The organism is Streptomyces sp. L-9-10 (assembly GCF_004151105.1).
Classification (GTDB): Bacteria; Actinomycetota; Actinomycetes; order Streptomycetales; family Streptomycetaceae; genus Streptomyces.
In genome coordinates this window covers 85,867-107,302 of sequence record NZ_PHRF01000161.1, presented here as the reverse complement: position 1 = coordinate 107,302, position 21,436 = coordinate 85,867, and the positions used below count along the sequence as shown (strand labels likewise).

The window sequence follows — 21,436 nt, the reverse complement described above, 5'->3', positions numbered from 1 at the left end:
ACCGTTCGTCAATCACCTGTTTATCGCGGCCGGGCAATCTGTCCGGCATGCCGATCAACATCACCACCAGCACGACCGACACGACCGACCGCAGCGAGCACGAACTCTCCTGGCAGGAGAGCGCGTTGTGTGCCCAGACCGGGCCCGAATTCTTCTTCCCCGCCCCCGGCTCCTCCACCCGCGAGGCCAAGCGGCTCTGCGGTGCCTGTGAGGGACGGGTGGCCTGCCTCCAGTACGCACTCGCCCATGACGAGCGATTCGGCGTCTGGGGCGGTCTCTCGGAGAAGGAGCGACAGAACCTGCGTCGCGACTCGGCCGGCCTTCAGGCCGGCTGAACCGAGCGATGTGAACGGAGCGCGCGAGCCGCAAGCGTGAGCTGAGGGGCGTGAACTCGTGAGCTGCGGGGCGTGAACCGAGGGACGTGGACTGCGTGCGCGTCCACTCAGCGCAAGCGCATCGCACTGCGTCCCGCCGCCGCGTCCCAGCACCTCTCGGTGCTTGCGAGCGGATCGTCGCCGCCGCCGGACATCCCGGCGACGGCGACGACACAGGCAAGCCGGTACGGGGGCCGGCCGGCCGATCAGCCCGCGGCGCGCGCCGCCATCCGTGCCTTGCGCGCGGCGAGCTTCTCGTCGAACTTGCTCGCCTCGCTGTTCAGGCCGCCCATGTACATGCCGAGCTCCTCCTGCGCCTTGAGCCCCTCGGGGCCGAGCCCGTCGATGTCCAGGACCTTCAGGAAGCGCAGCACCGGCTGGAGCACATCGTCGTGGTGGATCCGCATGTTGTAGATCTCGCCTATGGCCATCTGCGCGGCGGCGCGCTCGAAGCCGGGCATGCCGTGTCCGGGCATCCGGAAGTTCACGACGACATCGCGGACGGAGCACATGGTCAGATCCGGGGCGATCTCGAAGGCCGCGCCCAGCAGGTTCCGGTAGAAGACCATGTGCAGGTTCTCGTCGGTGGCGATCCGCGCCAGCATGCGGTCACAGACCGGGTCGCCCGACTGGTGTCCGGTGTTGCGGTGCGAGACCCGGGTCGCCAGCTCCTGGAAGGCGACATAGGCGACGGAGTGCAGCATGGAGTGGCGGTTGTCGGACTCGAAGCCCTCCGACATGTGTGCCATCCGGAACTGCTCCAGCTTGTCCGGGTCGACGGCCCGGGAGGTGAGCAGGTAGTCCCGCATCACGATGCCGTGCCGGCCCTCTTCCGCGGTCCAGCGGTGCACCCAGGTGCCCCAGGCTCCGTCACGGCCGAAGAGGCTGGCGATCTCGTGGTGGTAGCTGGGGAGGTTGTCCTCGGTCAGCAGGTTGACCACGAGCGCGATCTTTCCTATGTCGGTGACCTTGGACTGCTCGGGGTCCCAGGCTTCGCCGTTCTCGAAGATGCCCGGGAAGTTGCGGCCGTCGGACCACGGCACATACTCGTGCGGCATCCAGTCCTTGGCGACCTTGAGATGGCGGTTGAGCTCCTTCTCCACCACCTCTTCCAGCGCGTACAGCAGCCGGGCGTCGGTCCACGCGTCCGAACTGCCGAGGTGGGGAGAGGTGATCGACACGGGTACTCCAGGGGGGACGGGAGGTTTACCTACGGGTTCGTAGGTTACGACACCGTAGGTTAAGGCCGCAGTAAGCCGAAGGCCAAGCCCGGCCGCGTCGAACGTCCCTACGCCCGGTCATGCGTGCAGGTCAGGCAGGTCGAGAAGGCGTACGGAGAGACAGATCACGACGGTGCACGGAGAGACAGGTCACGCTCACGCTCCCTCCGAGATTCTCGTACTCGCTGATGTCGACCGGTAGTGGCTCACGCCGCGCCCGCCGGGCCCGGGATCTCCCCGCTCAGGCCGGAAGGGCGGCCCGCTCCAGCTCCCGGCGCAGATACTCGGCCGTGAAGGATTTGGGGTGATCGAGCAGCTGCCGCGGAGTGCCCTCGAAGACGACCTCTCCGCCGTGCTTGCCGCCGTCGGGACCGAGATCGATCACCCAGTCCGCACGTTTGACGACATCCATGTTGTGTTCGACGCAGATCACCGAGTTCCCGGCGTCGACCAGCCGGTCCAGCAGCGCCACCAGCGTGTCCACGTCCGCCATGTGCAGCCCGGTGGTCGGCTCGTCGAGTACGTACACACTGCCCGTGCGGTGCAGTTGTGTGGCCAGCTTGATGCGCTGGCGCTCGCCGCCGGAGAGCGAGCTGAGCGGCTGGCCGAGCGTGAGATAGGTCAGTCCGACGTCATTGAGCGTGCGCAGCTTCCGCAGCAGCGCCTTGTCCTCGAAGAACTCCATGGCCACCGCGGCCGTCATGTCCAGTACGTCGACGATGGAACGGCCCCGCACCGTGTGCCGCAGCACCTCGTCGTGGAAGCGCCGCCCCTCGCACGCGTGGCATGTCGTGGTCACCGGGTCCATGAAGGCGAGATCGGTGTAGATCAGCCCGCGTCCCGAGCACTCCGCGCACGCCCCCGAGGAGTTGAAGCTGAACAGCCCCGGCGCGACCCGGTTCTCCTTGGCGAAGATCCTGCGGACCGTGTCCATGACGCCGAGGTACGAGGCGGGGGTGGAGCGGGACGAGGCGGTGATGGCGCCCTGGTCGATGACGATCGCCTCGGGATAGGCCGTCGTGAACACCTCGGAGATCAGGGTCGATTTCCCGGACCCCGCCACCCCGGTCACCGCCGTGAGCACCCCGGTCGGGAACCGTACGTCGACGCTCTTGAGGTTGTGCAGCGCCGCGCCGGTCACCGGAAGCCAGTCGGCGGGGGAGCGGAACGACTCCTTGACGGGGGTACGGCGGCGCAGACAGCGGCCGGTGAGCGTGTCGGCCTCCCGGAGCCGGTCCGCCGGACCCTCGAAGACGACGTGGCCGCCGTCCGTCCCGGCCTTCGGACCCATGTCGACGATATGGTCCGCGATCGCCATCACATCCGGGTCGTGCTCCACCACCAGCACCGTATTGCCCTTGTCGCGCAGCCGTACCAGCAGATCGTTCAGCCGGCCGACATCGCGTGGATGCAGTCCCACACTCGGCTCGTCGAAGATGAAGGTGAGGCCGGTCAGTGAACTCCCCAGATGGCGCACCATCTTGAGCCGCTGGCCCTCACCGCCGGACAGCGTGGTCGTCTCGCGGTCCAGACTGAGATAGCCGAGCCCGATCCCGACCAGCCGCTCCAGCCGCTCACGGGCGGCGGCCGCGATCGGGGTCGCCACGGGGTCGTCTATCCGGCCCAGCACCTCCACCAGATCGGCGACTTCCATCCGGGTGTGATCGGCGATGCCCAGCCCGTCGATCCGGGAGGCGAGCGCGGCCTCGTTGAGACGCGCACCGCCGCACGCCTCGCACAGCCGCTCCACCGTGAAGCGGGCCGCCGCCTCCTTGCGCTTCTCGGAGAGATTCGCGGTGTCACGCTTGAGGAAGAGCCGGGTGAAGCGGGTGACGATTCCCTCGAACCGCATATCGACCGCGCCCGACTTCACTTCGATCCGGACCTTGAAGTCGCCGCCGTGCAGCAGCAGTTCGCGCTCCTCTTCGGTGTAGTCGGCGAGCGGCTTCGTCCGGTCGAAGCGGCCCGACTCGGCGTACAGACTCCACTCCCAGCTGTTCACCGAGAGCCCCGGCAGCAGCAGCGCGCCCTCGTCGAGCGACTTGGACCAGTCGATCGCGCGGTCGATGTCGAGCGCCACGACCCGGCCCACCCCGTCACAGACCGTGCACATCCCCGACGGGTCGTTGAAGGAGTACGCGGTGGCCGCCCCCGCGCTCGGGACGCCATGGCGCGAGAACAGCACCCGGATCACCGAGTAGATGTCCGTCATCGTGCCGACCGTGGAGCGGACGTTGCCGCCGATCGGCTTCTGGTCGACGACGACCGCGACCGAGAGATCATCGATCCCGTCGACGTGCGGGCGCTCGTACTTCGGCAGGAAACTTCTGATGAACGAGCTGAAGGTCTCGTTCAGTTGGCGCTGCGACTCCACCGCGACGGTGTCGAAGACGATGGAGGACTTACCCGATCCGGATACCCCGGTGAAGACGGTGATCTTGCCCTTCGGGATGGTGAGGGACACGTCGCGGAGGTTGTTCTCACGGGCACCCGTGATGGTGATGTTCTGAGACATGCCCCGACGCTAACCGGGAATCCCGACATCTTCTGTCGAGTTTCCCGGTCGGCGTCGGCGTCGGCGTCGGCGTCGGCGGTCGGTGTCGGCGTCCGCCTGTCGGTCCTTACGGCTTCGGCAGCGACGCCGCCCGTACCTCCTCGGCCGTGGTGTCGCGCAGTTCCCCGTCGAGCAGCAGCCAGCGGGTGATGCCGAGCGACTCCAGGAACGGCACATCATGGCTCGCCACGATCAGCGCGCCCTCGTACGGCTCCAGAGCGGCCGTGAGCCGACGTACGCCAGCCATGTCCAGGTTGTTCGTCGGCTCGTCCAGCATCAGCAGCCGCGGCGCCGGCTCCGCGAGGAGCAGCGCGGCGAGCGAGGCGCGGAAACGTTCCCCGCCCGAGAGGGTCCCGGCCGGCTGGTCGGCGCGCGCGCCCCGGAACAGGAAGCGGGCCAGCCGCGCCCTGACCATGTTGTTCGTCGCCCCGGGCGCGAACCGCGCCACATTCTCCACCACACTCAGCGCGTCATCGAGCACATCCAGCCGCTGGGGCAGGAAACGCAGCGGAACATGCGCCAGCGCCTCACCGGAGACCGGCTCCAGCCCCCCGGCGACCGTACGCAGCAGTGTGGTCTTGCCCGAGCCGTTCCGGCCGACGAGCGCGATCCGTTCGGGGCCGCGGATCTCGAACTCTCCCCTGACCGCGGCCCCGTACCGCAGTCGCAGGTCGCGCAGGGTGAGCACACCGCGGCCGGGATGGACCGTGGTGTGCGGCAGTTCGATACGGATCTCGTCGTCGTCCCGTACCGCGTCCGCCGCTTCGTCCAGCCGCTGCCTCGCCTCGGCCAGCCGCTCGGTGTGCATGACGCGGTGCTTGCCCGCGGACTCCTGGGCGGTGCGTTTGCGCATCCTCATGACGGCCCGGGGTTCCCGCTTGTTGTCGTACATCTTCTGGCCGTACCGCACGCGCTTGGCCAACTTCTGCTGAGCTTCGGCGAGTTCGCGTTTCTGCCGCTGTACGTCGGCCTCCGCGACCCGCACCATGCGTTCGGCCGCCTCCTGTTCCTGGGCGAGGGCGTCCTCGTACGCCGTGTAGTTGCCGCCGTACCACCGCACCTCGCCGTCCCGCAGATCGGCGATCTGGTCGACGCGCTCCAGCAGCTCGCGGTCATGGCTGACCACGACCATCACACCGGACCAGGTGTCGACCGCGTCGTACAGCCGCCGTCGCGCGTGCAGATCGAGGTTGTTGGTCGGCTCGTCGAGCAGCAGCACCGCGGGCGCCGCCAGCAGCAGCGCGGCCAGCCGGAGCAGCACGCATTCACCGCCGGACATCTCGCCGATGGTCCTGTTGAGACCGAGATGCCCGAGGCCGAGCTGGGCGAGGGTGGCGTGGGCCCGCTCCTCCACGTCCCAGTCGTCGCCCACGGCGGTGAAGTGCTCCTCGCGCGCGTCGCCCGCCTCGATGGCGTGCAGCGCGGTACGGGCCGCGGCGATCCCGAGGGCCTCGTCCACCCGCAGCGCGGTGTCGAGCACCACGGTCTGCGGCAGACAGCCGATCTCGCCGGCGACCTTGACCGTGCCCTCCGCCGGGGTGAGATCGCCCGCGATCAGCCTCAACAGCGTTGATTTACCTGATCCGTTGAGGCCGATCAGGCCCGTTCTGCCGGGGCCCACGGCCAGTTGGAAACCGTCGAACACACCGGTCCCGTCGGGCCAGGCGAAGGACAGGGCGGTGCAGGTGATGAAGGCGGGGGAGGCGGGGGAGGCGGACATAGGGATCTCCGGTCGCTGCGAGGAAGCCAAGGTGTGCGGGGCAACGGATGGAGACACCGCGGGACGGAGGATCCCGGTCGGGGAGGACGGCTCGGGCGGCCGAGGTCACACACGAGACGCACAACGGCCGGAAGAACCGGCGGATGCTGTGCGGCAGCGGTGTCTCAGGACCTCAGACGAGCAACGTCCTACTCCAATCGGCGACAACAGGACCGGGACCACGGTAAGGAGCGGCTCGGAGCGTCGTCAACGCGATTACGGCCGTGGGCGGCGCTGGGGGCCGTGGGGGTGCGGCTGGTCGATACGGATGGTTGATACGGCTCGTCGGTACGGCTGGTCGGTACGGCTACGAGTACGCGGGAGCGGGCCGGGCTCAGCAGGCGTCGCGCAGCAGCTCGGTCAGGTCGTGGTCCAGATCCAGATAGAGGTGCTCGTGCCCCGTCGGCACGAGATCCTGCGAGCGCTCCAGGAAGCGCCGCAGCTCGGAGGTACGGAGATGGACCATCGCGGTGCCCTCGGGAGCGTGGAACTCCAGCACCGTACGCCCGTACCCGAAGGGCCGCACCCGTACATCCCCGAACCCGACGGGCTCGGTCATCCCCGTCGTCAGCAGCTCACGGGAGAACTCCCAGGTCACCTCGGTGCCCTCCAGTGTCGCCAGGGGCGGGAACGCCATCCGCACGGCGAAGGGGTCCGCCCTGTCGTAGCGCAGGGTCGCGGGTACGGTCTCCAGCCGGGGGGCGGACGCGACCAGCCGGGCCTGTACGGCCTGTTCAATGACGAGCGTCATGATCTGCTCCCCTTCACCGGACCTGGATGAGGTCTCCTTCTAAGGGAAAGACGGTGGAGCGCCTCGATACGTGCTCCAAAACGGGAGTGAGCTGTGTCACCGTGCGGTGATCGGTCCCTACCGCGATGTGATTCCGGCCCGGGGACACCCGGGGATATACGTGTCCGGCGCACTCTGGACGGGGTCTCCCCGGTGGGCTAGCTTCCAGCGCCATGAGATCCATGGGGAAGATGCGACGCATGTGGTGGGCGGGGCTCGCGGTCGGGGTGAGCGGGGCGGCGCTGGCGGCAGCTCTGGCCGTACCGGCACAGGCCGCGGACGGTGCGGCGGATGGTGCCGGCGGAACCCCCGGCTGGCACCTCACGGACACCGGCAGCGACGCGCGCTTCCGCGGGCTCGCCACCGTGAGCCGCCGCGCCGCCTGGGTCGCCGGCTCCGGGGGTACGGTGCTGCGCACCGCCGACGGAGGCCGTAGCTGGCGCGATGTCTCCCCGGCCGGGGCGGGCGAGCTGGAGTTCCGCGATATCGAGGCGTTCGACGGGCGGCGGGCCGTCGCCCTGGCCATCGGCGAGGGCGAGGCGTCCAGGATCTACCGCACGGAGGACGGCGGAGCGCACTGGACGGAGTCCTTCCGCAACACCGACCCCAGGGCGTTCTACGACTGCGTGACCTTCTTCGACAGCCGTCATGGCCTCGCGATGAGCGATCCGGTCGACGGCAAGTACCGCATCCTGTCCACCGGCGACGGCGGCTCGACATGGCGGGTGCTGCCCAGCGACGGCATGCCGGCCGCGCTGCCCGGCGAGGCGGGCTTCGCCGCCAGCGGCCAGTGCCTGGTCAGTTCGGGTCCGAGGGACGTCTGGCTGGCCACCGGCGGCGGCGCCACGGCGCGGGTCCTGCACTCCGCCGACCGCGGTGTGCACTGGACCGTGACCGACGCGACGCTTCCCGGGGGCGATCCGGCGCGCGGTGTCTTCGGGCTCGCCTTCCGCGACCGTCGGCACGGTCTGGCCGTCGGTGGCGACTACCGCGCCGACCAGCCGTCCCCGCGGGCCGCGGCCGTCAGCGGCGACGGCGGACGGAGCTGGCGCCAGGCGAACACCCCGCCGTCCGCCTACCGTTCGGGCGTGGCCTGGCTGCCGCACAGCCGCTCGGCCGCCCTCGCCGTCGGCCCGACCGGGACGGACCTGACGACGGACGGCGGGCGTAACTGGCGCACCGTCGACACCGGTTCGTACGACACCGTCGACTGCACCCCGGACATCGGCTGCTGGGCCGCGGGCGAACGGGGCCGCGTCGCCCGGCTGGACTTCTAGATCTATTCGGGAGCCCGGCTGGCTAGGGTGTGATCACCATGAAGATGATCAGAACACCCGGGGACGAGACCGAGGCCCGTGCCATCCAGGACGAGCTGCGCGACCTGGTCGTACGGGACGAGCCGGGGCCGCCGCCCGGTACCGGGCTGGTGACCGGGGTGGACGTGGCGTACGACGACGAGCGCGATGTCGTCGCCGCCGCGGCCGTCGTGCTCGATGCCGCCACCCTCGCCGTCGTCGAGGAGGCCACCGCCGTCGGCACGGTCGCCTTCCCCTACGTGCCCGGACTGCTCGCCTTCCGGGAGATCCCCACCGTCCTGGCCGCCCTCGAAGCGCTCACCTCGGACCCCGGTCTCGTCGTCTGCGACGGCTACGGCCTGGCCCACCCGCGGCGCTTCGGGCTCGCCGCGCATCTCGGGGTGCTCACCGGCCTCCCCGTGATCGGCGTGGCCAAGAACCCGTTCACGTTCTCGTACGAGCAGCCGGGCGGCCGGCGCGGTGACTCCTCGCCGCTGCTGGCCGACGACGGCGAGGAGGTCGGGCGGGCGCTGCGCACGCAGGAGGGCGTCAAGCCGGTGTTCGTCTCGGTCGGCCACCGCGTCGGCCTCGACAACGCCTGCGCGCACACGCTGCGGCTGGCACCCGACTACCGTCTTCCCGAGTCCACCCGGCGGGCCGACGCGCTCTGCCGCGGCGCGCTGCGCGCGGCGACCGACTGACGGGGAGAGCCGGGCGCCCCGCCGGTACTCGGCCGTTACCCGGCCGGCCGGACCTACTCGTCCAGCGTGCGCGCGTCCACGATCCTGAACCCCAGCCCCGCCGCCCGCAGCCGCCCCAGCAGCGCGTCGCCCATCGCCACCGCCGTGGTCACCTGGCCCGCGGTGTCGGGCAGTTCGTCCAGCGCGAGCGAGAGCGCCGACTCGGCCAGCATCTTCGCCGACTCGTCATAGCCGGGGTCGCCGCCCGAGACCTCGGTGAAGACCCGGTGCCCGCCGCCCGTGCCCACCAGGCGCAGCGAGAAGTCGCTCGCCCGCCTGCGTTCGAGGTCAGGGCCGGTGCCCGACGCGAAGCGGCGCGTCAGCCAGTCGCGGACCGGGGGCAGTTGGGCCAGGGCGACGCCCACTCCCGCCGCCGCGCTGCCGCCCAGCGCCACCGGCAGAGTCCTCACCCCGGCGAAGTACCGGTAGCGGAAATCGGGGCCGTAGCGCGGCAGCGCCGCCGCCGAGCGCGCCACCACCTGTGCGTCGAGCGTCGGCAGCGGCAGCGCCCAGTACCCGGTCTCCCGGCTGAAGTGCGGTGCGCCGAGCGATCCGCGCACGCGGCGGTCGACCTGCCTCGGCTCGTACAGCCGCCGCTCGCGCGCGGCGTGCAGCAGCTGTCGGCCGCGGCTCATGGCGGTCATCGCGGAGGCGAGCGTTCCGCCGGAGAAGAGGGCGTTGGAGCGTACGAACGCGTCCACGCGCAGTGGTACGTCCTCCGGCAGCCGCTGGACGGTGAGGTACGCGCCCAGGTCGCTCGGGACCGCGTCGAAGCCGCAGGCGTGTACGAGCCGCGCCCCGGTCTCCCGGGCACGGACGTCGTAATGCAGATACATCCGGTCCAGGAACTCGGCCTCGCCGCACAGATCGGCGTAGTCCGTCCCCGCTTCCGCGCACGCCGCGACGAGCCCCTCGCCGTACCAGAGATACGGTCCGACGGTCGAGGCGACGACCCGGGCGGACTCGGCGAGGGCCCGCAGCGAGTCGGGGTCCGCCGAGTCTGCCCGCAGTACGGGGAGCACGGCGCACCCCGGATTGAGCGCGGTGAGCCGTTCCCGCAGCCGCTCCAGCCGGGTGAGATCGCGGCCGGCGATGGCCCAGCGGCAGTTCTCGGGCGCGTGGGCCGCGAGATACTCCGCGGTCAGCGTCCCCACGAAGCCCGTCGCTCCGAACAGCACGATGTCGTACGGGCGCTCCGTCCCGTTCCTCCTGGCCATTGGCTCCTCCGCCGTTCGCCCCGCTCCATTGCCGGTGGCCGAGATTAGTGCCCCTCCCCGCGATCCAGTGCCCCTCCCGGTGATCCCGGCGACCCTTCTGGCGATGATTGCCCTCTGGGATTGCCCTGTGGCGTGAGATCTCACGGGTGTGGGCGGGAACGCTCATCGCGAACCGGTCCGGGTCGGCATAGGCTCGACAGTGGACTAAGCGCTTGCTCTGCCCGGAGGGTTGTGCGGAGTGGAGCACGTTCTTAGCATCACTGCTGTTACATCAGTTGTGTCACATAGGGCCGGGAGTCAGATGACAGCCGCAGGAAAAGGTCCGCTGACCGGCGTACGCGTGGTCGAGCTGGCCGGTATCGGCCCCGGTCCGTTCGCCGCGATGACCCTCGCCGACCTCGGCGCCGATGTCGTACGGGTCGACCGTCCCGGCGGCGCGGGCCTCGGCATCGATCCGGCCCACGACCTGACCAACCGCAACAAGCGGTCCGTACTGATCGACCTCAAGACCGAGGACGGCGCGGCCCGCGTCCTCGATCTGGCCGAGCGCGCCGACATCCTCATCGAGGGATACCGGCCGGGTGTCGCCGAGCGCCTCGGCGTCGGCCCGCGGGAGTGCCTGGACCGCAATCCGCGGCTGGTGTACGGGCGGATGACCGGCTGGGGCCAGGACGGCCCGCTCGCCGAGCGCGCCGGGCACGACATCGGCTATATCGCCGTCACCGGCGCCCTCTCCATGATCGGCACGGCGGGGGAGCCCCCCGCGCTCCCGGCGAATCTGCTCGGCGACTACGCGGGCGGCGCGCTCTATCTGGTCATCGGGGTCCTCGCGGCGCTCCAGCACGCGCGTACGCCCGACGGCGCCGGACAGGTGGTGGACGCGGCGATCGTGGACGGCACCGCCCATCTCACCACCATGATCCACGCCATGATGGGCGCGGGCGGCTGGCAGGACCGGCGGGGCGCCAATCTGCTCGACGGGGGCAGCCCGTTCTACGGTTCGTACGAGACCGCCGACGGCGAGTACATGGCGGTCGGCGCCCTGGAACAGCGGTTCTACAACGAGTTCGTGGAGCTGCTCGGCATCGCCGAAGAGCTGCCGCCGCGCAAGGACTTCGGGCGCTGGGACGAGCTGCGCGAGGCGGTCGCGGCCCGGTTCAGAACGAAGACGCGCCAGGAGTGGACGGCGGTCTTCGAGGGCTCGGACGCCTGTGTCGCGCCGGTGCTCTCCCTGCGCGAGGCCCCGGCCCACCCCCATCTGGCGGCCCGCGGCACCTTCACCGACCACGCGGGACTCACCCAGCCCGCCCCCGCGCCGCGGTTCTCCGTCACCCCCGGGTCGGTGCGCCGCCCGCCCGCGCGGCCCGGCGCCGACACCGCGGAGGTGGCGCGCGACTGGGATCTGCCCGAACGCGCCGCGGGGGACAAGGAGGACAGCTGAGGTGAAGCGCCGGTACGTGAAACGTCACTCCAGCATCTCCGCGGCTCCGCATCGTTCCGTTCCCCTCGTCCCCCCTTCCGTTCCCCTCGTCCCTCCTCCTCATCCTGAAAGGCAGTCGCCGTGAGTACCGAAGCGTTCGTCTACGACGCGATCCGCACCCCGCGCGGCCGCGGCAAGGCCAATGGAGCCCTGCACGGCACCAAGCCGATCGATCTCGTCGTCGGACTGATCCATGAGCTGCGCCGCCGCCTCCCCGGGCTCGACCCGGCGGCGATCGATGACATCGTGCTCGGTGTGGTGAGCCCGCTCGGCGACCAGGGCTCGGACATCGCCCGGATCGCGGCCATCGCCGCGGGACTGCCCGACTCCGTCGCGGGCGTACAGGAGAACCGCTTCTGCGCCTCCGGCCTGGAGGCCGTCAACCTGGCCGCCGCCAAGATCCGCTCCGGCTGGGAGGATCTGATCCTCGCGGGCGGCGTCGAGTCGATGTCGCGCGTGCCGATGGGCTCCGACGGCGGCGCCTGGGCCATGGACCCGATGACCAGCTTCGCGACGGGCTTCGCCCCGCAGGGCATCGGCGCCGACCTGATCGCCACCCTCGGCGGCTTCAGCAGACGCGATGTGGACGAGTTCGCCGCGCTGTCCCAGGAACGGGCGGCCACCGCGTGGAAGGAGGGCCGCTTCGACCGGTCGGTCGTGCCGGTCCTCGACCGCAACGGGCTCACCGTCCTCGACCACGACGAGCACATGCGCCCCGGCACCACCGCCGACTCGCTCGCCGCGCTGAAGCCCTCCTTCGCGGGGATCGGCGACCGGGGCGGCTTCGACGCCGTCGTCCTCCAGAAGTACCACTGGGTCGAGAAGATCGACCATGTCCACCACGCGGGCAACTCGTCCGGCATCGTGGACGGCGCGGCCCTGGTCGCCATCGGCTCCCGGGAGACCGGCGAGCGCTACGGACTCACGCCCCGCGCCCGGATCGTCTCCGCGGCAGTCTCCGGCTCCGAGCCGACGATCATGCTCACCGGCCCCGCCCCCGCCAGCCGCAAGGCACTCGCCAAGGCCGGACTGACCATCGACGACATCGACCTCGTCGAGATCAACGAAGCCTTCGCGGCGGTCGTGCTGCGCTTCGCCGGTGAGATGGGCCTCTCGCTCGACAAGGTCAATGTCAACGGCGGCGCCATCGCGCTCGGCCATCCGCTGGGGGCCACCGGCGCGATGATCCTCGGCACGCTCGTCGACGAACTGGAGCGCCAGGACAAGCGGTTCGGCCTCGTCACGCTCTGCGTCGGCGGCGGCATGGGCGTTGCCACCGTCGTGGAACGTCTCTGACGGCCCGCACTCCCCGCACTCCCGGACCCCCGTCAGACGGTCCGGATCCCCGCCCTCCTGGAATCTCGCCCCTCCTGGATCCCCGCCCTCTGGACCGACCCCGCCCTCCTGGACCCCCCGCCCGGATTCCCGATACGGAGCAGCAGCATGAGCGAGTCCACCACCCCGGCCGCCCCGGCGATTCGCTGGGAGCAGGACGGGACCGGTGTCGTCACCCTCGTCCTCGACGACCCCGTCCAGTCCGCCAACACCATGAACCAGGCGTTCCGGCAGTCCATCGCGGCGATCGCCGACCGTGTGGAGGCCGAGAAGGACAGCATCCGCGGCATCATCGTCACCTCCGCGAAGAAGACCTTCTTCGCGGGCGGCGACCTCAAGGACATGATCAAGCTCGGCCCGGCCGACGCCGCGGGGGTCTTCGAGAGCAGCATGGCCGTCAAGCGTGCCCTGCGCCGCATCGAGACCCTCGGCAAGCCCGTCGTCGCCGCCCTCAACGGCGCGGCCCTGGGCGGCGGTTACGAGATCGCCCTCGCCTGCCACCACCGGATCGCCCTGGACACGCCCGGCTCCAAGATCGGGCTGCCCGAGGTGACGCTCGGGCTGCTGCCCGCGGGCGGCGGGGTCACCCGTACCGTACGGCTGATGGGCGTCGCGGACGCGCTGCTCAAGGTGCTGCTCCAGGGCACCCAGTACTCCCCGGCGCGCGCCCTGGAGAACGGGCTGGTCCATGAGATCGCCGCCGACGCGGACGACATGCTCGCGCGCGCCCGCGCCTTCATCGACGCCCACCCCGAGTCGTCCCAGCCGTGGGACGTCAAGGGCTACAAGATCCCCGGGGGTACGCCCTCCAGCCCCCGCTTCGCCGCCAACTTGCCCGCGTTCCCCGCCAACCTGAAGAAGCAGACGGCGGGCGCCCCGTACCCGGCGCCCCGCAATATCCTCGCGGCGGCCGTCGAGGGTTCCCAGGTCGACTTCGAGACCGCGCAGACCATCGAGGCGCGCTACTTCGCCGAACTGGTCACCGGCCAGACCGCCAAGAACATGATCCAGGCGTTCTTCTTCGACCTCCAGGCCGTCAACTCGGGCGCGGGCCGCCCCCAGGGCATCGCACCGCGCGAGATCCGCAAGGTCGCGGTCCTCGGCGCGGGGATGATGGGCGCGGGCATCGCGTACTCCTGCGCGCGTGCCGGATTCGACGTCGTGCTGAAGGACGTATCGGAGGAGGCCGCGGCCAAGGGGAAGGCGCACTCCGGGAAACTGCTCGCCAAAGCGCTCTCCCGGGGCCGTACGACCGAGGCCGAGCGGGACGCGCTGCTCGCCCGGATCACGCCGACCGCCGACCCCGCGGGCCTCGCCGGATGCGACGTGGTGATCGAGGCGGTCTTCGAGGACACCGCGCTCAAGCGCAAGGTGTTCCAGGGGATCCAGGACATCGTCGAGCCCGACGCACTGCTCTGCTCCAACACCTCCACCCTGCCCATCACGGTGCTCGCCGAGGGCGTCTCCCGCCCCGCCGACTTCATCGGGCTGCACTTCTTCTCGCCGGTCGACAAGATGCCGCTCGTGGAGATCATCAAGGGGGAGCGGACCAGGGACGAGGCACTGGCCCGCGCGTTCGATCTGGTACGCGCGATCAGGAAGACCCCGATCGTGGTCAATGACTCGCGCGGCTTCTTCACCTCGCGGGTGATCGGGCAGTTCATCAACGAGGGGGTGGCGCTGGTCGGCGAGGGCGTCGAGCCCGCCTCGGTCGAACAGGCCGCCGCGCAGGCGGGCTACCCCGCCAAGGTCCTCTCGCTGATGGACGAGCTGACGCTCACCCTGCCCAGGAAGATCCGGAACGAGGCGAGGCGCGCGGTCGAGGAGGCCGGAGGCACCTGGACCGCGCACCCGGCGGACGCGGTCGTCGACCGGATGGTGGACGAGTTCGGCCGGCCGGGACGGAGCGGGGGCGCGGGCTTCTACGAGTACGGCGAGGACGGCAGGCGGACCCGCCTCTGGCCCGGCCTGCGCGAGCACTTCGGCACACCGGAGGGCGAGGCCCGTACGGAGGTCCCGTTCCGCGACATGACGGAACGGATGCTCTTCTCCGAGGCGCTGGACTCCGTGCGCTGTCTGGAGGAGAACGTCCTGACCTCGGTCGCGGACGCCAATATCGGCTCGATCATGGGCATCGGCTTCCCGGCCTGGACGGGCGGAGTGCTCCAGTACATCAACGGGTACGAGGGCGGCCTGCCCGGCTTCGTGGCGCGCGCCCGGGAGCTGGCGGAGCGGTACGGCAGCCGGTTCGAGCCGCCCGCGCTGCTGGTCGAGAAGGCGGAGCGGGGCGAGACGTTCGGTGACCGGGCCTGAGCGGCGGCCCGGTCTGAGCGGCGACCGCGGCTGATCGGCGACCGGGCCTGAGCGGCGAGAACGCCCGGGGGCGCAGGCCGCGTTCGAGGCGGAGGGTGGTCACTCCGCCTCGAACGCGGCCCGCAGCTCCTCCTTCAGCGACCGCTGGAACGCCGTCACCAGCGCCTGCATCACCAGCGGCTGCATATGGGCCGAGAGCGACTTCATCGCCGCGACATGCCCGGGGTCGGACCCCTGGTCCCGGTACGGAGTCCACACCTCGTCCCGGAACAGCCGCGTCAGCTCGTACGCCGCCTCGCGCGTGTGCTCCAGCAGGACCGTACGGGCCGCGAGGATCGTCTCCTGCGGGATCGGTACGTCCAGCAGCTCGACGCCCAGCCGCAGCAGCCCGGGATCGAGCCGGTAGCTGTCCGGGCCGTCGGCGCGCGCCAGGGCGCCCATCGCGGCGAGCCGGTCGATGTCCTCCTCCGACAGCGCGCGACCGGCCCGGCGCTCCAGCTCGGCCCGGGTCGCGTCCTCGGCGGAGTCCGGTGCCCAGGAGGCCACCAGCGCCCGGTGGATGGCCAGGTCCTGCGCGCTCAGACCGGGCGGCAGCCGCTCCAGATAGCGTTCGATCGCGGCGAGCGTCATGCCCAGCCGCTGAAGCTCCTCGATCAGGGCGAGCCGGGACAGATGGTCCCGGCCGTAGTGCCCGACCCGGCGCGGCCCGATCACCGGCGGCGGCAGCAGCCCGCGGGTGCTGTAGAAGCGGACGGTGCGTACGGTGACCCCGGCGCGGGCCGCCAGCTCGTCGACGGTGAGTGTCGGCTCCTCGCTCCCAGTGGCCATGTCCGCGCCCCGCCTTCCGCTGCTCCGGGCCGACAGATCGACAGGTCGACTCGGTGCAACAGTATTGCTGTGCCACCGGCGTGGTGAAACCACCGGCGTGGTGAAACCACCAGCACGGAGATTCCACCAGCACGGAGATTCCACCAGCACCGTGAAAGCGGCGCCACGGTGAAGCGGCGGCCTGGTGAAAGCGGCGGCCTGGTGAAAGCGACGGCCACCTCGGACAGCACCGCGGGGCGCCACCTCGCGGTCCGAGGTGGAGCCCCGGCGGACATCGGTATCGGTCAGGGCCGGACCATACGGCCGCGGCTCAGTCCAGACCGCCCCGGCCGATGACGCCCGCGTACCAGCGCGCGCTGTCCTTCACCGTGCGGCGCTGCGTCGCGAAGTCCACATGGACGATGCCGAACCGCTTGCTGTAGCCGTACGCCCACTCGAAGTTGTCCAGCAGCGACCAGAGGAAATAGCCGCGCACCTTCGCGCCGTCCGCGATCGCGCGGTGGACGGCGTGGAGATGGGCGCGCAGATAGGCCACCCGCTCGGGGTCGTGCACCGCGCCGGACGGATCCGCGTAGTCGTCGTACGCCGCGCCGTTCTCGGTGACCATCAGCGGGGTGGCCGGCAGTTCGTCCCGCAGCCGCGTCAGCAGTTCGTACAGTCCGTCCGCGTCGACCGGCCAGTCCATCGCCGTACGCGGTCCCGGCGCGGGTACGAACCGCACATGCTTCTCCGCGCCCGGCCACGGTGACGGGGTGTCGCAGGAGCCGGCCGCGACGACCGTGGGGGAGTAGTAATTGATCCCCAGCGAGTCGATGGGCGCGGAGGCGGTCGCCAGATCGCCGTCCCGGACGAACGACCAGTCCGTCAGCGAGGCCGTGTCCTCGACCAGGTCCGCGGGCAGCCGCCCGTGGAACACCGGATCGAGGAAGATCCGGTTCCCGACGGCATCGATCCTGCGCACCGCGTCGAGGTCGGCCGCCGAGTCCGTCAGCGGCCGGGCGGCGTGCAGATTGAGGGTCAGCGAGATCTCGGACTTCCTCGGCAGCGCGTCGCGCAGCGCGCGGGTGGCCAGACCGTGGGCGAGATTGAAGTGGTGGGCGGCGCGCAGCGCGGCGACCGGATCCGTACGGCCCGGGGCGTGGACACCGGAGGCGTACCCCAGGAACGCCGCGCACCACGGCTCGTTGAGGGTGGTCCAGGTGGCCACCCGGTCACCGAGCGCCTCGGCGACGATCTTCGCGTACTCCGCGAACCGCGGCGCCGTGTCGCGCTGCGGCCAGCCGCCCGCGTCCTCCAGCTCCTGGGGCAGATCCCAGTGGTAGAGCGTCGCGACCGGCCGGATCCCCGCCGCCAGCAGCGCGTCGACCAGCCGCCGGTAGAAGTCCAGACCGCGCTGTACGGCCGGGCCGCGGCCGGTCGGCTGGACGCGCGGCCAGGCCACCGAGAAGCGGTAGTCCGTGACCCCCAGCTCCTTCAGCAGCGCGACGTCCTCGTCCATCCGGTGGTAGTGGTCGGCGGCGATGTCGCCGGTGTCGCCGTTGCGGACCCGGCCGGGAGCGCGGCTGAAGGTGTCCCAGATGGACGGGGTACGGCCGTCCTCGGTGGCGGCCCCCTCGATCTGGTACGCGGCGGTGGCCGTCCCCCAGCGGAAGCCGCGGGGAAAGCGCAGCTCCGCGGTGGTCTCGGGGCGTGCGTCGACAGCGGTCATATGGAAGGAACTCCCGTGAGATGAGACAGAACAGTGGGGGGAGGCGGCGGGGGACTCGTAGGGCGCGGTGGCGGGTGCGCGCGACAGATGACGGGTGTGCGACGGGCGGTGGGTGCGCGACGGGCGGTGGGGTGCCCGACCGTGGGGGGACGCGCGACGGGGCGGGGCATCACCCCTTGACGGCGCCCTGCATGATGCCGCCGACGATCTGCCGGCCCAGCAGACCGAAGACCAGGAGCACGGGCAGCGTGCCGAGCAGAGTGCCCGCCATGATCACGGACTGGTCGTGGACATAGCCGCCGCCGAGCTGGCGCAGCGCCACCTGCACGGTCGGATTCTGTGAGGAGAGCGCGATGATCGGCCAGAAGAAGTCGTTCCAGGCGGCCATGAAGGTCAGCATGCCGAGCACGGCCATCCCGGGCCGGGCGATGGGCACCACGATCGACCAGAAGATCCGTGCCGTGGAGGCGCCGTCCACCCGGGCGGCCTCGATCAGCTCGTCGGGCAGCGACTGCACCAGATACTGCCGCATGAAGAACACCCCGAAGGCGGAGACGAGTCCGGGCAGGATGACGGCCTGGAGCTGGTTCACCCACTGGAGTTCGGCGATCAGCATGAACAGCGGGATCACGCCGAGCTGCGGCGGGATCATCATCGTGCCCACGGTCACGGCGAGCAGCGCGCCCCGGCCGCGGAAGCGCAGTTTGGCGAAGGCGAACCCCGCGAGGGTGCAGCACAGCACCGTGCCCACGGTGATCGAGCCGGACACGATGAAGGAGTTGAGGAGGGCCTTGCCGATATCGGCCTCCGCCAGCACCGCCTCGAAGTTGCGGATGAGGTTCGGTCCCGGCAGCAGGCTCGGCGGTACCTTCGCCAGCTCGGCGTTGGAGCGGCTGGCGGCGACGATCGTCCAGTAGAACGGGAACACCGAGATGAGCAGCGCGACGGCCAGGATCGCGTACGAGAGCCTGCCCCCGTGCATCGTGCGCCCGGCCCGGCCGCCGCGTCGTACGGAGCGCCGTGGCCGGTCCTCGGTCCCCGGCGGCGGGGTGGGCGGTGCGGCGAGCGCGGTCATCGGCCGGCCTCCTTACGGGAACGGCGGCGGGCGATCAGGGCGTTGACGCCGACCAGCAGCAGGATCAGGACGAACATCACCCAGGCGATCGCGGCGGCCCGGCCCAGATGGAAGAAGCCCCAGCCCTGTTCGTACATATAGAGGCCGAGGGTCTGGTACTGGTGTGAGATACCGCCCGAGATCGACCCCTCGAAGAGCAGCGGCTCACCGAACAGCTGGGTCGCGCCGATCGTCGAGACGACGGCGGTGAAGACGATCGTGGGGCGCAGCCCCGGCAGCGTGACATGGATGAACTGCCGCCAGCGCGAGGCCCCGTCCACCTCGGCGGCCTCGTACAGCTCGCTGGGGATGGATTGCATTCCGGCCAGATAGATCAGCGCGTTGTAGCCGGTCCAGCGCCAGATGACGATCGACGAGACGGCGATCTGCGAGGCGACCGTACCGGTCTGCCAGTCCACCGGGTCGAAACCGACCAGCCCCAGTACGTAGTTGATCAGACCGAAGTCGCGGCCGAAGAGCTGGGCGAAGACCAGCGTCGCGGCGGCGACCGAGGTGGCGTACGGCAGCAGGATCGCCGTGCGGATGAACGTCCGGCCGCGCAGCTTGTAGTTGAGCAGATGGGCCAGGCCGAGGGCCATCGCCAGCTGCGGGACGGTCGACAGCACCCCGATGGTGAAGGTGTTGCGCAGCGAGGTCCAGAAGAACTCGTCGGTGAAGAGCGCGGTGTAGTTGCCGAACCCGCGCCACTCCATGTCGCCGGGCGTCTGGAGCTCCACCCGGTAGAGCGAGACGAACGCGGTGTAGATCAGCGGGAACAGCCCGAAGGCCGCGAACAGTGTGAAGAACGGGGCGATATAGGCGTACGGCGAGAAGGTGCGCCAGGCGCGGCGCGCGGCGGACGCCCGCGCGGCGGGTGGTCCGGACGGCGGCGGTGACGCGGCCTTCGCGGTGGCGGTGAGGGTCATGGAACGGCCTTCGGAAGCGTGGGCTGGGGCGTGTGGCGCGCATGGGGCCGTCCGTCCGCGGGGCGTCGCGAGCCGGGCGGGACGTTCGTGACACGCCGGGGGAAGGGACGGGACCGGGACCGGGGGCAGGCGCCGTGCGGGGACGAGATGTGGAATCCGCCCGGTGCCTGCCTCCGGCGACCGCTTCGGCTGATGCGGTGATCAGCCGACGGCGATGCCGATGTCAGCCGATGACGTTGTCGATGTCAGCCGATGACGTTGTCGACGCCCTTCTTCGCGGTGGACCACGCCTTGTCGGACGAGGTGCCCTTGCGCTCCACCTCGCTCAGCGCGTTGGTGATCTGCTGGTTGACATTGGCGTCATGGACCCCGAGGACCTGCACGGGGGAGGCCTTGGCCGCGTCACCGAAGATCTGGCCGATCGGCGCGTCCGAGAAGTACGGGTCCTTGGCGCCCGAGACCTTGTCGATGGCGCCCGTGGCGGACGGGAAGAGCCCCTGCTTCTGGAAGAGCTTGGCCTGCTGTTCGGGTGCGGTCAGCCACTCGATCAGCTCGTACGCCTCCTTCTTGTGCTTGGCGGCACGCGGGACGGAGAGATACGAGCCGCCCCAGTTGCCCGCGCCGCCGGGCAGCTTGGCGATGTCCCACTTGCCCGAACCGGTCTCCCCTGCCTGGCCCTTGATGTAGCTGAGCATCCAGGCGGGGCACGGAATGGTGGCGAACGAGCCGGCCGCGAACGCCTGGTTCCACTGCGGCGACCACTGGTCGAGCTTGGCGCTCAGCCCGGACTCCGCGGCCTCCACCGAGGTGTCCCAGGCGGTCTTCACGGCAGGGTTGTTCTCGTAGATCAGCTTTCCGGAGGCGTCGTAGTACCGCTCCTCCTCCTGGCCGATCATGATCGAGAAGAGGCTGCCGATGCTGTCGATCCAGGCGCCCTTCGCGGGCGACTTCTTCTTGTACTCCTCGCCGAGGGCGAGATAGCCGTCCCAGGTGGACCACTTCTGGCTCAGCTCGTCACGGTCCGTCGGCAGCCCCGCCTGCTTGAACAGATCCGTGCGGTAGCACATCGCCTCGGGCCCGACGTCCGTGCCGAGCCCCAGGATCCGGCCGTCCTCCGTCGTGGCGGCGGACCACTTGGCTTCGGCGAACTGGTCCTTCAGCTTGTCCGCGCCGTACTGCTTCAAGTCTTCGAATTTGTCGGACTGCTGCTGGGTGACCGAGGCGATCCGGCCCACCTCGACGCCCTGGACGTCGCCGAGCCCGCCCCCGCCGGCCAGCCGGGTCTGGAGCGACTTCCAGTAGTCGGCCTCGTCCTCGGTGTCGCTCTGCTTGATCGTGATGTCCGGGTGGAGTTTCTGGTACTCCGCGTAGAGTCCCGCCTCCTTGTAGCCGAACGATCCGAAGAGGTCGACCGTCAGCGTGACCTTGCCACCCGCGCTGTCGGAGGTTCCCCCCGAGGAACCGGATCCGCACGCGGCGAGGAGTGCCCCGGAGAGCACGACCGCACCGAGACGGACTGCGGCCCTCCTGGCGGCTCGGGCGTTGGGCATGGGAAGCCTCCCTTGGCTTCGGAATACAACGGAGTACCCGCGAGAGGCAGTTGAGAGCGCTCTCAAGAGATGGCTGGAGCGTGCCCCGGCCTGCCACCCTTCGTCAAGACTCGAACACATAACGGCTGCCGGTCAGTTCAAGGCTCGCCTTGAACTGCCTTCCGTGCCAGACGTATTGACACTTCTGTTTCAGGAGTTTTACGTTTCGTGCCATCTGAGAGCGCTCTCGGACG

At 70.4% G+C, this 21,436-nt stretch carries 16 protein-coding genes; 6 read left to right on the top strand and 10 right to left on the bottom strand.

Translation table 11 applies throughout. From position 1 onward, the window contains the following. The first annotated feature begins 47 nt into the window (after positions 1-47). A complete protein-coding gene (locus CU044_RS32870; RefSeq protein WP_129772389.1) occupies positions 48-335 on the top strand; it encodes a WhiB family transcriptional regulator in 288 nt (95 codons plus the stop codon). Between the two features lie 245 nt (positions 336-580). Here CU044_RS32870 and CU044_RS32865 read toward each other — a convergent pair whose 3' ends face one another. From CU044_RS32865 to CU044_RS32850, 4 genes are all read right to left on the bottom strand, one after another. Beyond that, the gene (locus CU044_RS32865) at positions 581-1,555 is read right to left on the bottom strand and encodes an acyl-ACP desaturase (RefSeq protein WP_129772388.1); all 975 of its coding nucleotides are present in this window, start codon (positions 1,553-1,555) and stop codon (positions 581-583) included. A gap of 280 nt (positions 1,556-1,835) precedes the next feature. Next, positions 1,836-4,109 (bottom strand): excinuclease ABC subunit UvrA, encoded by a 2,274-nt coding sequence (locus tag CU044_RS32860; protein ID WP_129772387.1) that lies wholly within the window; start codon positions 4,107-4,109, stop codon positions 1,836-1,838. Between the two features lie 106 nt (positions 4,110-4,215). Continuing rightward, a complete protein-coding gene (locus tag CU044_RS32855; protein WP_193564130.1) occupies positions 4,216-5,868 on the bottom strand; it encodes an ATP-binding cassette domain-containing protein in 1,653 nt (550 codons plus the stop codon). A gap of 373 nt (positions 5,869-6,241) precedes the next feature. Next, positions 6,242-6,658, bottom strand: a complete 417-nt coding sequence (locus CU044_RS32850) for an SsgA family sporulation/cell division regulator (RefSeq protein ID WP_129772386.1) — start codon at positions 6,656-6,658, stop codon at positions 6,242-6,244. Positions 6,659-6,870: 212 nt separating this feature from the next. On the opposite strand from CU044_RS32850, the gene CU044_RS32845 reads away from it, so the two are divergent. Together CU044_RS32845 and CU044_RS32840 are read left to right on the top strand one after the other, a co-directional pair. Then, positions 6,871-7,974 carry an oxidoreductase gene (locus CU044_RS32845; protein ID WP_129772385.1) on the top strand — a complete coding sequence of 368 codons (1,104 nt, stop codon included), beginning with the start codon at positions 6,871-6,873 and terminating at the stop codon, positions 7,972-7,974. A gap of 38 nt (positions 7,975-8,012) precedes the next feature. Next, entirely contained in the window at positions 8,013-8,693 is a 681-nt protein-coding gene (locus CU044_RS32840; protein WP_129772384.1) for an endonuclease V, read from the top strand. Positions 8,694-8,746: 53 nt separating this feature from the next. On the opposite strand, the gene CU044_RS32835 is transcribed toward CU044_RS32840, so the two are convergent. Next, positions 8,747-9,949, bottom strand: a complete 1,203-nt coding sequence (locus CU044_RS32835) for a saccharopine dehydrogenase NADP-binding domain-containing protein (RefSeq protein WP_129772383.1) — start codon at positions 9,947-9,949, stop codon at positions 8,747-8,749. A 301-nt stretch (positions 9,950-10,250) separates the two neighbouring features. Between CU044_RS32835 and CU044_RS32830 the strand changes: the two genes are divergently transcribed. From CU044_RS32830 to CU044_RS32820, 3 genes are all read left to right on the top strand, one after another. After that, complete coding sequence (locus CU044_RS32830) at positions 10,251-11,390, top strand: CaiB/BaiF CoA-transferase family protein (RefSeq protein ID WP_129772382.1); 1,140 nt, start codon at positions 10,251-10,253, stop codon at positions 11,388-11,390. Positions 11,391-11,510: 120 nt separating this feature from the next. Next, positions 11,511-12,725: an acetyl-CoA C-acetyltransferase gene (locus CU044_RS32825; RefSeq protein ID WP_129772381.1), complete on the top strand. Its 1,215-nt coding sequence runs from the start codon at positions 11,511-11,513 to the stop codon at positions 12,723-12,725. A gap of 147 nt (positions 12,726-12,872) precedes the next feature. Continuing rightward, the gene (locus tag CU044_RS32820) at positions 12,873-15,077 is read left to right on the top strand and encodes a 3-hydroxyacyl-CoA dehydrogenase NAD-binding domain-containing protein (RefSeq protein ID WP_129772380.1); all 2,205 of its coding nucleotides are present in this window, start codon (positions 12,873-12,875) and stop codon (positions 15,075-15,077) included. Positions 15,078-15,176: 99 nt separating this feature from the next. On the opposite strand, the gene CU044_RS32815 is transcribed toward CU044_RS32820, so the two are convergent. The 5 genes from CU044_RS32815 to CU044_RS32795 form a co-directional block, all read right to left on the bottom strand. Further along, complete coding sequence (locus CU044_RS32815) at positions 15,177-15,905, bottom strand: MerR family transcriptional regulator (protein ID WP_129772379.1); 729 nt, start codon at positions 15,903-15,905, stop codon at positions 15,177-15,179. Positions 15,906-16,215: 310 nt separating this feature from the next. Continuing rightward, a complete protein-coding gene (locus CU044_RS32810; RefSeq protein WP_129772378.1) occupies positions 16,216-17,613 on the bottom strand; it encodes a GH1 family beta-glucosidase in 1,398 nt (465 codons plus the stop codon). Between the two features lie 169 nt (positions 17,614-17,782). After that, a complete protein-coding gene (locus CU044_RS32805) occupies positions 17,783-18,688 on the bottom strand; it encodes a carbohydrate ABC transporter permease (RefSeq protein WP_129772377.1) in 906 nt (301 codons plus the stop codon). Further along, a complete protein-coding gene (locus tag CU044_RS32800; protein ID WP_129772376.1) occupies positions 18,685-19,653 on the bottom strand; it encodes a sugar ABC transporter permease in 969 nt (322 codons plus the stop codon). Before CU044_RS32800 ends, CU044_RS32805 begins: the two co-directional genes overlap by 4 nt. A 245-nt stretch (positions 19,654-19,898) precedes the next feature. Then, the gene (locus CU044_RS32795; RefSeq protein WP_129772375.1) at positions 19,899-21,203 is read right to left on the bottom strand and encodes an extracellular solute-binding protein; all 1,305 of its coding nucleotides are present in this window, start codon (positions 21,201-21,203) and stop codon (positions 19,899-19,901) included. Positions 21,204-21,436 lie beyond the last annotated feature (233 nt).

Coding starts and splice junctions, on each gene's coding strand:
- CU044_RS32840 (WP_129772384.1), top strand. CDS start 8,013: ATGAAGATGATCAGAACACCCGGGGACGAGACCGAGGCCCGTGCCATC.
- CU044_RS32805 (WP_129772377.1), bottom strand. CDS start 18,688: ATGACCGCGCTCGCCGCACCGCCCACCCCGCCGCCGGGGACCGAGGAC.
- CU044_RS32795 (WP_129772375.1), bottom strand. CDS start 21,203: ATGCCCAACGCCCGAGCCGCCAGGAGGGCCGCAGTCCGTCTCGGTGCG.
- CU044_RS32845 (WP_129772385.1), top strand. CDS start 6,871: ATGAGATCCATGGGGAAGATGCGACGCATGTGGTGGGCGGGGCTCGCG.
- CU044_RS32810 (WP_129772378.1), bottom strand. CDS start 17,613: ATGACCGCTGTCGACGCACGCCCCGAGACCACCGCGGAGCTGCGCTTT.
- CU044_RS32855 (WP_193564130.1), bottom strand. CDS start 5,868: ATGTCCGCCTCCCCCGCCTCCCCCGCCTTCATCACCTGCACCGCCCTG.
- CU044_RS32850 (WP_129772386.1), bottom strand. CDS start 6,658: ATGACGCTCGTCATTGAACAGGCCGTACAGGCCCGGCTGGTCGCGTCC.
- CU044_RS32860 (WP_129772387.1), bottom strand. CDS start 4,109: ATGTCTCAGAACATCACCATCACGGGTGCCCGTGAGAACAACCTCCGC.
- CU044_RS32820 (WP_129772380.1), top strand. CDS start 12,873: ATGAGCGAGTCCACCACCCCGGCCGCCCCGGCGATTCGCTGGGAGCAG.
- CU044_RS32870 (WP_129772389.1), top strand. CDS start 48: ATGCCGATCAACATCACCACCAGCACGACCGACACGACCGACCGCAGC.
- CU044_RS32835 (WP_129772383.1), bottom strand. CDS start 9,949: ATGGCCAGGAGGAACGGGACGGAGCGCCCGTACGACATCGTGCTGTTC.
- CU044_RS32800 (WP_129772376.1), bottom strand. CDS start 19,653: ATGACCCTCACCGCCACCGCGAAGGCCGCGTCACCGCCGCCGTCCGGA.
- CU044_RS32815 (WP_129772379.1), bottom strand. CDS start 15,905: ATGGCCACTGGGAGCGAGGAGCCGACACTCACCGTCGACGAGCTGGCG.
- CU044_RS32830 (WP_129772382.1), top strand. CDS start 10,251: ATGACAGCCGCAGGAAAAGGTCCGCTGACCGGCGTACGCGTGGTCGAG.